The sequence below is a fragment of the Terriglobales bacterium genome (assembly GCA_035487355.1).
Taxonomy (GTDB): domain Bacteria; phylum Acidobacteriota; class Terriglobia; order Terriglobales; family Acidobacteriaceae; genus QIAW01.
This window is the reverse complement of the sequence record DATHMF010000082.1, coordinates 1-14653: the sequence shown is the minus strand read 5'-3', so window position 1 is coordinate 14653 and position 14653 is coordinate 1. Positions and strand designations below refer to the sequence as shown.

Genomic DNA, 14653 nt, shown 5'->3' with positions numbered 1-14653 from the left:
AAACAAGATTGCTAAACAAAGATTTTTCGCGCATGTTTCTCACTCATCGCATCTAAAAGATGAGTAGAGGCCACTTCTATGAAACATGCATTCTCTGTTTTGATTCTGCTGCTGGCTCCGGTCGCTCTGTTCTCGCAAAACCAAACATTACAAGCTGAGAAGTTCCAGACCGGCAAAGTTTTAGCTGTAGTCGAGCACCCTGAAGGCCGTGTCTTCGACTGGGTAAACCACGGCACCGCTCCAATTTACGATGGGTATGCTTTCTATGACATCAATGTCCAGTTGGATAACAAGTGTTATGTAGTGCGATACGAATCCCAGACGGGGTACTACCCTTCGGCCTGGCAGCCAGGTAATGAAGTTAAAGCCCGTATCGAGAGTGGACGGATTTATCTTCAGCGCTATGACAGCGCTGAAGTACCAACCAGTATCTTGAAGCGCTGCCCTGGCCGACACTGAAATAAAAAAGGCGCTGAAGGAAATTTCCTTCAGCGCCGGTTCACCGGGCTAACGGTATTTACTCTTCATCTTCGTCCACGCGGACCCGGCCAATGAAGGTACCCCAATCGGCCAGTACCGTACGAACACCACCTGGAATGTATTCTGTCGCAAACCAGATATTGTTTTCATCAACCACAGCGGCGGCGGTGTAGTCGCCCCAGCGTCCGCTTCCAGCTCCGCCGAAGGCAAAATAGCCGCTAAATCCGTCTTCCGGCGCCACACCGGCTGCCGCGATCCGTACCGGGCCAGTTCCGCTGTGGCTGATACGGGCAAAGGCGGTGCTGGGAAAGAAATCATGGCCAGAGAGAGCAAACGCGATGATGCCGCGGCCATCCTCCCCGATCGCGACCGACGGGTACATGACGTTTTCGCCCTGGACGCTGATGTATCCCTGGTGGCGTACCTCCGCTTGCAAAGTATTATCGTCAAAGCGAGGACGGACCCTAAACCAAGCTATGCCGGCCTTGCAGTCAGACTCAAATCCGGTAACGCAGTTTGGCCCCTGGCTTACCGAGGTCGTCAACGCGCCCCACAGCTCACCGTCAACTAACATTACCTGATTCATGCGCTGGTCATTGGTGGCAACCAGTTCTTCAGGTTCGCCCAACGCGGTTCCCAAAGGAGTGGGCCCGGCCTTTTGTTCAGCGTCATTCGGTACACCGAAGGTCTCGCTGGAAATGACGACGTGATTGAGTGTGAGATGCGGTGAGTTCGACCTCAGGCTGCGAGTATTAGAGAGGCTCCACACAGCCAACCGGTTGTCGAACAACAGCGTGATGTTAGGAACGCTAAGCAGGAACTCGACGCCCCGGGAATCATCATCTTCAGAATCGTGGGAGCGCACGACTGCCGGCTGAAGTGAAAATGGGATGCCTTCGGGGAAAGGAAGATTATCCAGATGCACAACCGCAGGAGCATCGCCTTCAGCGAGTTCTTCTTTCCCAAGAGCATAGATCTGTGCACCGTTGAATCCAACACTTAATCCAAATTCGTTGGTGCTGATGAAAATGCCGTCCGCATTCGCGCCCAGCAGTGGCTGGTCTCCAAAACAAGGGCAATTGGGATGGCTTGGAGTACCGTTGGTTCCGTCGTCCGTGACGTCAATGCTAAATAGATTGAACAGACCTGTTGGATCGGGAGTCTTGCTCACGGCGAGAAGAAGGTGGCTGTGTTTCTGGGTAGCGCCAGTCGCCGGATTGGTGTCAATCTCAAGGATGGTCACAAACCAACGTCGTGTCTGTGGATCGAAGTAAGCTTTAGGGTCGGTGAGCGAATCCCCAAAGACCGGAGGGCTGGAACGAATGATCGCCGGCGTGCGTTTGAAGAACTGATTGACCGGTGTGGGCCCTACCAGCAAAGCATGGGTGCGTTGGTTATAGACAGCTAACGCATCATTCACGTCCTCCAGGATGAATCCATTGCCTGCTGCCAAACCCTGGTCCGGAGGTTCAACGCTGAACTGCGTGTTCTTATAGATGCCGGTTCCGGCAGTCCGCTGGTCGAAATGCGATATGCCATTAAAGCCAAAAGAATTGGCAGCAGGAGCGGGCGCGCCTTGTGGGACCGGCCCTGGAACAGTTAAGACAGCGTTCGGGACCGTTGGTCCGACCCGACCGTCAACCTCGTGCGAGGGCTTCGAGAAAAGATCGTCAGCAACGGGCGCCCCTGATAGAGGAGAACTCAGTGCGGTAACACCGTCCGACGTTAAGTTTTGGTTTTGGGCCGCTGCCATTGAAGCCAGCAGCACTATGGAAAACAACAGCATAACTACTCGGGGGGATTTCATTTGAGGCTCCTTAGAAGACATTCAAGTGGTTCTCGGGGTAAAGACGTACCGTGAAGCTGTACGCCTACTTAAGAAGGGTCCGTGAAGAGATACATTAAGCCAGTAACTACTATTGTGGGTAGTAGTTCTAAACGAGGAGCATACCAGTGTCAAGCTGGAAATTGGCCGATGAACTGCGCGCCTAATGACGCTAGAAGCAGCAGTGTCGTATGCCGGGACGCTATATTAATTCTGCACACGCTGCGCATTGCGCAAAAAAAGGTGCTGAAGGAAATTTCCTTCAACACCGATTGTTTCTGCAGAAATCCTTCAAGACACCAAGAATCTCTTGTTATTCGTCATCCCCGCCTTCGTGAGCACGCGTAAGCCGCAGGGCATTGACCGCATCAATGAGACCGAAGCCATCATAGATCTGGTATCCCCGATCGAGATCATTGAGGAATACTCCCGTCAAGGCATCCGAGTCGTGGTCACGGTCTCCTTTGGACGAAAGTTTTGCGGTCACCGTTGCTCCTCCCATCTCATCGCCGGAATTGCCGCCGAATTCGACCACGTTGCCGCTTACGTTGGCAAAGTCACGGTCAACCCCAAACGTCAGCGACTGGCCGGAGGTAAATCCGCTGAAGTTCAGCGTCACCTTTCCCGAGGGGGTGGCGGGTGTGGAAGAACTGATGACCGGATCGGTCGTGGTTCCCACATGTACCGGATGCGCCACGGGATCGAACAACAGTCCCGTTCCAGTCAGGTCAATGGTGAGAGAGTCGAGAGTCTGGCCGGACCTTCTGGAGTGGAAGGTCACCTTGAAGAAGTTATCACTCAATCCAACAGCTCTTAGATCTTCGCCTGTTGCAGTCACAGTTACGGTCGCATCATTGTTGGCAGCAACAGCTTCACTGAAGAAGAGGTCACTGTCCCGCGGCGGCGCCGAATCTTTCAAGATCCTGCTCACGCGCCTAGGTGAGATAGATCCCGGGCCTCCGGCCTTCTGAATGACCAGCGCCGCGACTCCGGCAGCATGCGGAGCAGCCGCACTAGTTCCGAAGAAGTTGGGGAAACCATCTGGCAAACCAACGATAGCCTCATAATCATTGCCTGGCCCTTCCGGGAAGAATGTTGTGTTAACACCATCCACCGCTGCGATGTCCGGCTTCTTGCGGATTTCAGGAGTGGCCAGCCGGTTTCCGTTCTTGTCGAACACGATCGTGGCCGGACCGGGTGAGCTGAAGCCTTCGTAGGCTGGCGTGAAGCCGTCAAATGCCGGATCAGTGTCGTAGACGTAAGCAGCGACGCCATTAGCTCCGCGCGCTGCAGGATGTCCAAAGGTAAGGGGGGTCTGCGCCGTTATCACACCATTGAAATCAATCACATTGCCAAAAGCCACATACTTGATGCGCTTGGCCAAGTGGGTGCCCTTGCCGGTTCTGGCAACTACCATAAGCAGCTCGCCAAAGGTGCCCGGCCCGCCGCCCGAGTTCAAAGCAAAGAGCTCCAGAGGCTGGTTGGTAGCGAAGTTATCGTCACTGACGGCAAAGACGAAGTTTCCTGTGGCAGGGTCAAAAAACAGCAGGTTCAGATCGGTAGTAATTCCAGAAGGGCTCAAATCGAAAGGATCATCCCACTGGAAAGAAAAAGCAGTACCGTCGGCAAAAGCAAAATCTTGCGCAATGTTGACGCCGCCGGTGGCATCAAAGTTGTGGAACCCGCCGGTGGTATCAATGGCCGCAGGAACCGTACTCAGGTTCACGCCCAAGGCTGCCGGTGAGATGGTGCGCGCGGTTGCATCCGGAATAATGCGAAGGTCGGAGGCATATCCCTGTTTGGCCTCATTGCCGGCCGATGAAAAGTATGCCACTTTGTGTCCAGGCAGAGTGTCGCTGGTGGCGACGTCATCCACCGCCCGCGCCAGAATGCCATCCGAGAAAAACGGCTCATCAAAATACGCCACATCATCGACGATTACATCGGCATTGCAAGCCGGATTCGTACGAAGTGTGCGAATGTTGTTGGCGAAATCTACCTCGCTGCTAAACGCGGTGGCGAAGCAGAGCGAGGCATTCGGCGCCATGTCGTGCACGATTTGCGCCATACCACGGCCTTCATCTGTGCCCGGCCCAAATACCGTGGGATCGAGTTCGATAAGGAACTTGAGGCCTTCGCCGCCCGGAATCGCCGTCGTATTCGGCAGGTCGCCAGTACCTACGTCAGTGAGGGCGGTATCGGCGGCGCCACTGGTGTTAAAACTGTCGGAGAGAATGCCCACGGTAATGCCATCGCCGTTGAAGCCTCTTTTGTTCGCGAGGTCAGAGCGCAATACTACTGCTCCCTGCGAAGTTACCAAACCAACGTGGGTCACGGCGCGATGCGCAAGATGCAATGAGCTCACACCCGATGTGTGCGCAAGTTTTTCCGCTCCAGCAACTGGAAGATACGCGGAAATGACGCCATTACTGTACGCGGAATCTATCGCAACCACAGACCCGCCCGCGCCATTGATGAGGTTTTTAACGCTTGCCAGCGAAACGCTCCCATCAGCGTATACGTTCGTTAGGACTCGGTTCTGCGCATCCACATGAAGGCGGAAAACCCCTGTCGCCTTTTTGCCGCCTGCAACGCGGAGTTTTGTTTCGGCGTTCTTTAGATTAAGGCCGGGGGTAGTGCGCTCAAGCTCAATAAGCTCCCGCAAGCCGGACCCGGCATTGGCCACGGACTGCGCAGAAACAGGTTTCACAGCAAACACAAGCATGACCACGGCAGCCAGCGCCATGGCCATTCTTAAAGGAAATTTGCGCACAAGAACTGGGATGGTTTGCTTCATAAAATGTTCTCCATTCTTTGTCAAACCAGGCGGTCTCGCATATGCGCGGAGGAGACTTGCTGCCGGAGGGTCTTGGGCTGCATTACCTCGCACGGATGAGTTTTTGTGGCCATCCTAACGCGGATTGCTGGTTCGTAAGAGAATAAAGTCCTTTCATTCTCTGGGATAAGGTTAGGGTTTCGGGCTTGGTGTGACTTGCTTGGGACGACACCTCTAGCCCAGCTGCAAACCTGAGCTGAACAGAGCGCCCCAAGTATAACTGAAATTTATGGGGTTAAAACAAAAAATCTAGTTAGCTTTAGCCAGCAAAAAAACGGATTCCCTCTCCCCTTTTCGGAAAATAGAAAGCTTGGCGTGGATGGAAAATATTCCGTTCCTAACCTTGGCACAGTTGTGACCAGCAGTCCCCAACCGGCCTAGGGTACTGTCCACCCGAAGCCCAATTGAAGCAATTAACGTTAAACTAAAGACCCCATTCTAAATAACTGAAGCAAAACAGCTTATTTTCATTTTTAACCTTCTGTAACCGTTCCGACACTTCCAGATTAAGCCAGGTTGAACCATCCTGCCTCGATACGCGACGGCAAGTTGTGTCCAGGGCAAAGGTTTCTCAAGTTCTTGAAAACAGTTAAAAAATTACAAAGTCAACGGAGAACAACACGATGAAGAAAATAATAGTGACGAGCGTCGCCGCCGTTCTCGGCGTTTGCGCTCTATTTGTGGGGCGTCCCGCATTAAAGGTGCAGGCTGCTCCCCCAGCCGATCCGCACGCCGGCTTCACCCCATACACCGATACTTACAAAGTTCAGCATCCTTTTAACCTGCCCGAATCCGCCAGGTTTTCGGTTACCGCCGGTCCCACGTACAACGCGTGGATTTTTAAAGGTGACAAAGGCTTCACATCTACCACCAAAACTGGTCCTCGCACAGAAATGCGTTGGAACCTCGATTGGACGGTTAAAGAGCATATGTGGGAGGCCGACGTAAATATTGATCCTGGTTCCCAGGGCAGCGCCATCATGCAGGTTCATGCCACCGCGTGCGCCTGCGAGCCCATCTACGTGCAGGTGCTTCCCGGCGGAAACTTGCGCAATGATAACGGATCCACGATCATCGCCCCCGCCATGTGGGGTAAGTGGTTTCACATGCTGGTTGCCTATGACCCGGTCAGCGGCAACGGTCGCGTGTGGATCAATGGCAGTCTGGTGCTGACCCGGCACGATCCTCACCCGCTCTCGACCGTCTGGTATTTCAAGAACGGCGTGTACGGCATCACGGGCGCCAAATCGGAAACCCATTACAAGAACTTCAAGTTCTGGACGCGGTAACAATATCTTTTGGTTTCACTGAATAGAAGTTTTCAAATTTTGTATTGACTCGTCAATGACGAATACTTATTGTACGGGTCTCCGCACGACATGAAAACGTTTACAACAACGAACAACGGAGGAAACACAATGAAGCAAGTCATCAAGAGCGCCGTCCTTGGACTGGGCGTTTGCGCTCTACTCTTAGTAAACGCCAGCGCGGGCCCTCTCGGGCCAGGCAAGTGGACAGAGATCCATCCTGCTTTTACGGTGCAGAACCGGACGTCCGCACCGCTGGCCCAGCGTTACACGAATGTGGGCGGCGTTATCACCACGACGGTCTTTGCCGGCGAGCAGCGGGTAGAGTTGCGTTGGGCCTCATTTCCCAACGAGCATACCTTCAACCAGTTTGAAGCGGACATGATGTTTGACGCCGGCACCCAGCACACGGCCATCCATCAGATCAAGAGCAACACGGCGCATGAGCCTGTCTATCTCCAGGTGAACACCCCGGGCGTCATCCGCAACGGCGTCGGTCCGACAATAGCTTCGGGTATGGCCAACAAATGGTTCCACGTGAACTCAGCCTATAATCCTGCGACCCGCAAGTTTTTCCTGTGGATCAACGGTTCCCTGGTGTCGTCAGGAACCCATAATAATGTGGGCTTTGATTTCTATTTCAAGAACGGAACCTACAACAACGGTCTGCCGCCGGGCGGCAGATCGAGAGCAATGTTCAAGAACATCCATCACTACATGCAGTAAAACTACATGCAGTAAAAAAGGAGCACAGTAAACAATCCTCCCCCGTTACTTCAATCCTGGCCTGCCCTCTTGAGGGGGCAGACCAGATTTATGAATAGCAGCGAGTCATCATTATGATCATCTCTTCGACAGATGAGTTAATAAAAACTACGTTTGCGAAAGTGTTCAGCTTTGTATTTTCGAGGCACAGTCGTCCTCTGCTGGGCTGGCTTGCAGTTTGCAGTTTGGAGCTGGTAACTGTTTTTGTGTTGTTGGGATGTTCAGCATCGCAATCTGAAAAGCCGAACGTCAGCCTAGACGCGGCTACCTTCGCCGCGCCTACCGAGTTGACCGCCGCTCTAGCCGACCCCATCAACATTGATTTGAGGTGGAAAAACAACGCTACCCATGCCGCCGGCTACTTTGTGGAATACAGTCCCAATGCCGACAATGAATTCATCACCATCGCCGCAGTTCCTGCCAGCGAGGCCAGGTATCGCCATCCCAATCTCATGCCGCAGACCAGGTTCATCTTCCGTGTGCTCCCTTTTTTTGGAGAAGCTTCCAACATCGCCGAGATTACGACCGGGAAGAAGGGATCTCAACAAGCTCCCCGCAAAGGCATCAAAACTGGTCCATCATCGGCACCAACAGAAACCAGATATTCCGTCAAGTCTGCCTCAACTCTTGCTCAGGCCGCGCCTACGGATCTGAAGGCAACACTTGTTCCACCTGCCGGGGTAAAGTTGGAGTGGAAAGACCATGCTAAGGATGAAGATGGGTATTTGATTGAAATCAAGTCAGACCCAAATTCCGACTTCAAAGTCTCTTCTTTTTTGGATCCGGGCACTACGTCGTTAATTACCTATAACCTTCCTTACGAAGCCAAGTTGTCTTTTCGAGTCCGGGCTTTCTTTTACGGTCAGCCTTCCAATCTGGCTGAAAAGACCACAGGGCGTGAACCATCGGATCAAACCACTCAATCCCTGCCGTCAAACAAACCCTGAAAACCGGGTGAAGCTTCTTAGATTGGACATGGCTTGTATCAATTCCACAGTAATATAATTAATGTTTTCAACATGTACCGAATCCCGAGTTGTTTCTATTTTTGTTCCGTGGCTTTTTTCCTACTGGCTGGCACTTCTGTTTTTGTTCCGCCGGCGAAAGCACAGATCAACTCTGGCACCTTCCTATCCTCGAACGAAACAGAAAAATCTTCTTACACTTTAAGTGGCACGGTTGTGAATTCTGTGACCGGAGAACCGGTCAGCCGGGCGTTAGTGCAGATCAGTTCGAATCAGGCGCCGGTATTTCACCCACCCATGGGGGAGGAGGACGACCCAAACGCCTTTGACCCCGGTTACCGGCAGCGCACAATGCTTACTGATCGGGAAGGCCGTTTCAAATTCGAGGGGCTGCCGCAGATGCGAACAACCCTGATCGCGAGAAAACCGGGCTTCTTCAATCAACAGGAGCTGAATGAAGGCTGGCCTCGGGAAAACCACGTTGATGTTGGCCCGGATGCGCCTGCTGTGGTCATAAAACTTATACCGGAAGCGGTGATTACCGGACACGTTGTGGATGCCAACGGAGAACCGCTCGAAGGGGTGATCATAAGAATCAGCGGCTTGCTTAGGGCAAATGGCCGCAAACAGTTGCAGGCGCTACAGCAGGAGCAGGAGCAGCCACAAACCCTGGGCACAGATGAAGACGGCGAGTTTCGCATTGCCAACCTGGCTCCTGGCACATACTACCTTGCCGCTGTTCCTTACCCGATCCGCGATCAGCCCCAATTTGGGAGCAATCCGAATGTTGCCTATCCGGTCACTTATTATCCCGGGGTTGCGGAATTCTCCGAAGCCGAGCCCATTCGACTTGCGCCCGGCCAGCACGCGCAGATGGATTTCACGCTTCGACAAACACCAGTAGTTTCCGTTGCCGGCGTGATCACCGGCTATCCTCATGGACAGGAAGCGGACGTGCAATTCCTGAATCAATCTGGAGATGATGTGGCTCTCGAAAAGCAATTTGATCCGCAAACCGGCAAGTTCGAGGCGCGGATTGTCGCAGCCGGTCTTTGCACCATCAAGGCTGACGCCAAGGACACTTTCGAGCGTCTACTGCATGCAGAGCTCACAGTAAGCGCAACCACAAACGCAAAAAACCTGCGCCTCTCGTTGACGCCGGCACTATCCATTCCCATTGTGGTACGCGTGGAAACAACCAAATTCCAATCCGAACCCCAAATTGAGGGGGTTGGCACCATAGGAGGCAGCGTCGTAAGGGTAGGCTCTGTTCCAGCCTCCGTCAATCTTCATCCCATTGACATTGGCCATCCTGATCTTACCGCCAATGTTGAAGGCGGGCCGAGAAACCCGCTGCTTGTGCTGCGCAATGTCGAAGCCGGCAAATATAAGGTTGAGGTGGTTCCCAACAATTCGAACGATCTTTCCTTGTATGTTAAGTCTATCCAATACGGCGGCGCAGACCTTTTGCGGGAAGAGCTGACAGTAACGCCGGGCCAATCTTCTACGATGGAGATCGTACTGCGAGACGACAGCGCCACACTGAGTGGGACCGTGCAATCGCAGGAGAATGACGGGCAAGCGGCCGTGTTAGTTGTTCCCGACTATGCCCCGCTCGATCCGAAAATGACTGTTGCTGACGATCACGGTGACTTCCAGATTGATGGACTTGCTCCCGGTGAATATAAGGTGTTCGCCTTTGACCGTCTGGATGGACTTGAGTATTCCAATCCTGATGTTCTGAGCGAATATGCCTCCAAAGCGGCCCAAGTCAGCCTTCAGCCCAATGAAAAGACAACCGTCAGAGTTGGTCTGATTCCAAGAGGAGAGTAATCAGCTTGCTATCGAGATCCATTTGTCTCTTGTTTCTCACGCTTGGGCTGGCTGCGCAACAACCGGTTACGCCTGCGCCTGCTCCGGCTGCACCGCCTTCTGCTGCACCAAGTGGCTTTCAAATCAACGGCACTGTGGTCCACGCACTTAACGGTGAGCCCATTGCAGGCGCAGAGGTCGTGATTGCCTCCACCAGCAACCCAAATCAACTCCAGACCGCAGTTTCGGAAGCCAATGGGCACTTCTTGTTTAAGGACGTTGCTCCCGGCAAATATACCCTGGCGGCAAAGCACAGGGGATTTCCGCAGCAAGCGTTCGACGGGCACGGCCCCTTCTCTACAGGCATCGCAGTCGGACCGGAGAAAACCTCAGAGAATATTTTGTTTCGTCTCAAGCCTGAAGGCTCGATTTCCGGAAGGGTCACGGACGAGCAGGATGACCCGATACGTAACGCCGCGGTCATGCTGTTCGTTCGGCATTCCGATACCGGAGAGCGTACCACCGACCTCAGCATTCACGGAGCGACCGATGACCAGGGGTCCTACCACTTCGGCCATCTTCCCACGGGGACCTATTTCGTGGCCGTTTCGGCCAAACCTTGGTATGCGTACCACGATCCCTCGGGAAGCAGAGTGGCAAAGCTTGCCACAACTGACAATTCTGAACTCGATGTCGCCTACCCCATCACGTATTACCGGCAGACGATTGAACCAGAGGCGGCCACACCTATTACCTTGAGCTGGGGCGACCACCTCACAGCCGATATCAGCTTACGGGCCGTGCCCGCAATCCATTTGCGATTGAGCAATCAGAACCCGAACTCATCTCTTGGGATCGAGGGAGCGACGTTAAAACAAACTCTGATCGGGGGCAACGTGACCTTTGTGGAAACCCAAATTGAGAACATCTCCCCAAATGTGATTGAGATTTCCGGCATACCTCCGGGCCGTTACGACATGGGTGTGGAAACATCGAAAGAGAAAAATGGAGGGATAAGCACAAACTCCCGGCACCAGACTTTGAACGTACAAAGCAACGGCGCCGTGGATGCCGCTGTCGGCTCTGAACTCGCAACTGTCACCGGCGCCGTGATATTTGACGACCAGCACAACCCTCCGCAGGAAGCATCGCTTCAGTTTCACAACCGTGAGTCCGGCCAGCAGTTCGAGATTCCTGTCTCGCCCAAGGGAGAGTTTGATTCGCCGGAGGTCAGCCCGGGACACTACGACCTTATTCTGCTCAACTCTGAAGGGTTTATTTTGAAGAGTATCTCCGCCCTCAACGCCAAGGTGGTGGGCCAGTCGGTTGAAATCAGCGGCTCTGATCACGTCCAACTCGCGCTGGTAGCTTCCAAAGGAAACGGCCGGGTGGAAGGTGTGGTGCGACGCGACAACAAACCCATCGCTGGAGCGATGATTGTGCTTGTGCCGCAAGACCCGGCGAACAACTGGCCCCTGTTTCGCCGCGATCAGAGTGATAGCGACGGTACTTTCGAGCTATCCTCGGTGCTGCCTGGCAAGTATACGGTGCTGGCCATCGAGAACGGCTGGGACCTGGAGTGGGCAAATCCTGCGGTGCTGCAACCCTACATGTCAAAAGGTGAGGCCGTACAGGTGGAATCGAGCAGCAAAATCAGTCTTACCGTAAAGTGCTCCGTTGCAGATGGCAGTCCGGAAAAAGTCCATCCTGTGAAATAACCGGTAAAACTCAATAGAATCAAGGGTTTTTAACCTCTGAACCGCTTTTAACGTTAATACTCAATTAACAAAAATATTACATTTAAGTGACAAATCCCAGAACTTGCCTTTTCTATACTTCTCCCGCCACATTGATTTGAATGTGGGTGAACTTTTGATGAGCGTAGTTCCGCGCGAATCAAAAGGGAGGCTATAGCAGCCGCGTTTTGGCTGCGGAGCCTTTGGCTGTAAAGATGTTGAGTAAATAACTCGTCTCTTAATTCGTCAGGGAATTTGAGACAAAAAAGCGCTGCATTAAGTCAACTCGACTCCATTTTGTTCCAGGCTTTTGTACGTTGTCCCAACTTTTGTCACGAGGAGAATCTTAAGATGAAGAAACTTGTGTTAGTTGTTCTCTGTGTATTTTGCTTTGGCATGTTGTGCTCGGCTGCCGATAATGACGATAGTGTTTTCTTCAGGACGAGTCTGAACGGCCTGAATGAAACGTCGGTTGGGGGAGCCCCAATCAACACCCCCGCCACGGGCACATTTAAAATGACCGTTCACCCGGATGGCACCGTTACCTTCACGCTTACCTTTAAGAACCTGACTTCCATGCCCCTCTTTTCACACATTCACTTTGGCTTTCCAGCCGAGTCGGGGGGGGTGATGGTCTTCCTGTGCGGTGGCGACTCCCAGCCGGCGTGCCCTGCAGCCACCTCAGGGACGATAACAGGTACCATCACTGCAGCTAATGTTGTTGGCCCTACGAAACAGAACGTTACAGTCGGTGATCTCGTTACTGCCCTGCGGTTGGTGGGCGAGGGCGCGACCTATGTAAACCTTCACACTACGAATTTCCCTGGTGGTGAAATCCGCGGGCAGGTCCACTTTGCCGGCCGGCATGATTAAGTAAAGTCTTTTGTCTCTCTTTCACCAAGCCTCGTCTTCGGACGAGGCTTTTCTTTTACATTTCACTTTTGGGTTCAATTCTTAGCAAGGCCCATATTGGGTTTGCCGTAGCGGTCGACTTCGGCGAGAATAGAAGTTGCTCGTTACGTATACTTTGCATGAAGATTTTTACCTTTGACACCACGCTTCGCGATGGAAGCCAGGGCGAATCCATTTCCTTCTCCCTGGAAGACAAGCTCCTCATCGCGCAGATGTTGGATGAACTCGGTATTGACTACATTGAAGGCGGCTGGCCCAGCTCCAACCCCAAGGACAAGGAATTTTTCGTCAAGGCACGGGAGCTGAAGCTTCATCACGCCAAGCTTACCGCGTTCGGCTCTACTCGCACGGCAAAAAATACCGTGCAAACCGACCCAAGTGTTCTTGGATTGATCGAGACCGGCACGCCCGTGGTTTCCATTTTCGGCAAGAGCTGGGAGCTGCACACCAGGCGTGCGCTGGGCGTCACCGAAGAGCAAAACCTGCAATTGATCTCCGAGACTGTGCGCTTTCTTAAGGAGCATGGCAAGGAAGTCGTCTACGACGCCGAGCATTTCTTTGATGGATATAACGCCAATAAAGATTTCGCACTCAGAACGCTGGAAGCTGCCCAGAAGGCTGGGGCCGATGTTCTCTGCCTGTGCGACACCAACGGTGGAACGCTTCCCGGACGAATTACCGAGGTCGTGGCCGAGGTCCGCCGCCGATTCGACGGGATTATCGGTATTCATACGCACAACGATTCCGACGTCGCTGTGGCCAACACCCTGGCGGCCGTCGAGCAGGGCGCCACTCATGTCCAGGGCTGCATCAACGGATATGGCGAGCGCTGCGGCAATGCCAATCTCTGCTCCATCATCGCTAATCTGGAATTGAAGATGGGATACCAGGTCATCGGCACTGAAAAGCTTGCCCATCTCTCTTCCCTGGCCCGCTCAATTGCCGATGTGGCGAACCTGACCCCGCGTGGTGACCAGCCCTTTGTCGGCAAGAGCGCCTTTGCGCACAAAGGCGGCATCCATGTCAGCGCCATTCTTAAAGACTCTGCAACCTATGAGCACATCGCCCCGGGTGCCGTGGGCAACAGCCAGCGCGTGCTGGTGAGCGACCTATCGGGACAAAGCAACATTCTTTATATGCTCAAGCAGCGCGGCCTGGAAGAACGTCTCAGTGAAGAAGGAAGACGCGAACTTCTGCAGCGCATCAAGCAGATGGAATTCCTCGGCTATGAGCTCGAATCGGCAGAGGGTACCTTCGAGTTGCTGGTGCACGAAGCCTTACACCCGGAAACCCACTTCTTTAGCGTAAAGCACTACGAGGTCACCACCAAAGTGACCGAAGGCGGGCGCTCTTCCTCGACGGCCAGTGTTACTGTGGAGCACGAAAATCGCATCCACACCACCACCGCTGTGGGTGAAGGCCCGGTGCATGCGCTTGATCTTTGCCTTCGAAAATGTGTCTCCTCGCTTTACCCTCATCTCACACAGGCCAGCCTTACCGACTACAAAGTGCGTGTGCTGGATTCGCGCAGCAATACGGCAGCGAAAGTCCGTGTGCTGGTACAGTGGGCCCACGACGGCGGCAAGAGTTGGTCCACGGTAGGAGTCTCTACCAATATTATTGAAGCCAGTTGGAAGGCCCTGCTCGATGGCGCCCGTCTGGATCTCATTCGCTTGTCACAGAAAAACACTCCCACGGAAATCGCAGTAGGAGAGCAGCCGTAAACCGGTCGAAAAATTGCATTCCTAAACAAATCACCCCACGAACGTTACTTCGTGGGGTGGCTTGATCCCATACTGGGAATTCTGAAAAAGATTAATTAGCGGTGCCATCCTGAACCCGAGGAGTGCGAATCGCTGCGCCCGCTCGGCTGGCTCGGTTGGCTGTGGCTACCGCTATCATTGCGCGAACCGCCACCGGAGTTGCTGCTCCCACCGTGAAAGCTGCCCCCGCCTTCCGACTGACGTGGCGTTACGATAGGCTGGCTCATATTTAGGGGTGGCCGTGAAGAACCT

11 protein-coding genes are annotated in these 14653 nt (G+C 53.5%); 8 read left to right on the top strand and 3 right to left on the bottom strand.

Features of this window, described 5'->3' with window-relative positions:
* Positions 1-78: 78 nt before the first annotated feature.
* Complete coding sequence (locus VK738_14455) at positions 79-459, top strand: hypothetical protein (protein ID HTD23857.1); 381 nt, start codon at positions 79-81, stop codon at positions 457-459.
* 58 nt (positions 460-517) lie between these two features.
* On the opposite strand, the gene VK738_14450 is transcribed toward VK738_14455, so the two are convergent.
* Both VK738_14450 and VK738_14445 read right to left on the bottom strand, forming a co-directional pair.
* Positions 518-2287, bottom strand: coding sequence for a hypothetical protein (locus tag VK738_14450; protein ID HTD23856.1), 1770 nt, complete (start codon positions 2285-2287; stop codon positions 518-520).
* Between the two features lie 331 nt (positions 2288-2618).
* Entirely contained in the window at positions 2619-5102 is a 2484-nt protein-coding gene (locus VK738_14445) for a S8 family serine peptidase (protein HTD23855.1), read from the bottom strand.
* Between the two features lie 662 nt (positions 5103-5764).
* On the opposite strand from VK738_14445, the gene VK738_14440 reads away from it, so the two are divergent.
* The 7 genes from VK738_14440 (at position 5765) to cimA (ending at position 14362) form a co-directional block, all read left to right on the top strand.
* On the top strand, positions 5765-6430 hold the full coding sequence (locus VK738_14440; protein HTD23854.1) for a polysaccharide lyase family 7 protein: 666 nt from the start codon (positions 5765-5767) through the stop codon (positions 6428-6430).
* Positions 6431-6559: 129 nt separating this feature from the next.
* Complete coding sequence (locus VK738_14435) at positions 6560-7174, top strand: hypothetical protein (GenBank protein ID HTD23853.1); 615 nt, start codon at positions 6560-6562, stop codon at positions 7172-7174.
* Positions 7175-7287: 113 nt separating this feature from the next.
* Entirely contained in the window at positions 7288-8160 is an 873-nt protein-coding gene (locus VK738_14430) for a fibronectin type III domain-containing protein (protein ID HTD23852.1), read from the top strand.
* 108 nt (positions 8161-8268) lie between these two features.
* The gene (locus VK738_14425) at positions 8269-10011 is read left to right on the top strand and encodes a carboxypeptidase-like regulatory domain-containing protein (protein HTD23851.1); all 1743 of its coding nucleotides are present in this window, start codon (positions 8269-8271) and stop codon (positions 10009-10011) included.
* 5 nt (positions 10012-10016) lie between these two features.
* Positions 10017-11708 (top strand): carboxypeptidase-like regulatory domain-containing protein, encoded by a 1692-nt coding sequence (locus tag VK738_14420; protein HTD23850.1) that lies wholly within the window; start codon positions 10017-10019, stop codon positions 11706-11708.
* Positions 11709-12077: 369 nt separating this feature from the next.
* The gene (locus VK738_14415; GenBank protein HTD23849.1) at positions 12078-12599 is read left to right on the top strand and encodes a CHRD domain-containing protein; all 522 of its coding nucleotides are present in this window, start codon (positions 12078-12080) and stop codon (positions 12597-12599) included.
* A 158-nt stretch (positions 12600-12757) separates the two neighbouring features.
* The gene (cimA, locus tag VK738_14410; GenBank protein HTD23848.1) at positions 12758-14362 is read left to right on the top strand and encodes a citramalate synthase; all 1605 of its coding nucleotides are present in this window, start codon (positions 12758-12760) and stop codon (positions 14360-14362) included.
* A 95-nt stretch (positions 14363-14457) separates the two neighbouring features.
* Here the strand turns inward: cimA and VK738_14405 are convergent.
* Positions 14458-14653 (bottom strand): hypothetical protein (locus tag VK738_14405; GenBank protein ID HTD23847.1); only part of this gene is annotated, 196 nt, incomplete at its 5' end.

Bases quoted from the DNA above. Each gene is read 5' to 3' on its own strand.
- VK738_14455 (HTD23857.1), top strand. From the start codon at position 79: ATGAAACATGCATTCTCTGTTTTGATTCTGCTGCTGGCTCCGGTCGCT.
- VK738_14450 (HTD23856.1), bottom strand. From the start codon at position 2,287: ATGAAATCCCCCCGAGTAGTTATGCTGTTGTTTTCCATAGTGCTGCTG.
- VK738_14445 (HTD23855.1), bottom strand. From the start codon at position 5,102: ATGAAGCAAACCATCCCAGTTCTTGTGCGCAAATTTCCTTTAAGAATG.
- VK738_14440 (HTD23854.1), top strand. From the start codon at position 5,765: ATGAAGAAAATAATAGTGACGAGCGTCGCCGCCGTTCTCGGCGTTTGC.
- VK738_14435 (HTD23853.1), top strand. From the start codon at position 6,560: ATGAAGCAAGTCATCAAGAGCGCCGTCCTTGGACTGGGCGTTTGCGCT.
- VK738_14430 (HTD23852.1), top strand. From the start codon at position 7,288: ATGATCATCTCTTCGACAGATGAGTTAATAAAAACTACGTTTGCGAAA.
- VK738_14415 (HTD23849.1), top strand. From the start codon at position 12,078: ATGAAGAAACTTGTGTTAGTTGTTCTCTGTGTATTTTGCTTTGGCATG.
- cimA (HTD23848.1), top strand. From the start codon at position 12,758: ATGAAGATTTTTACCTTTGACACCACGCTTCGCGATGGAAGCCAGGGC.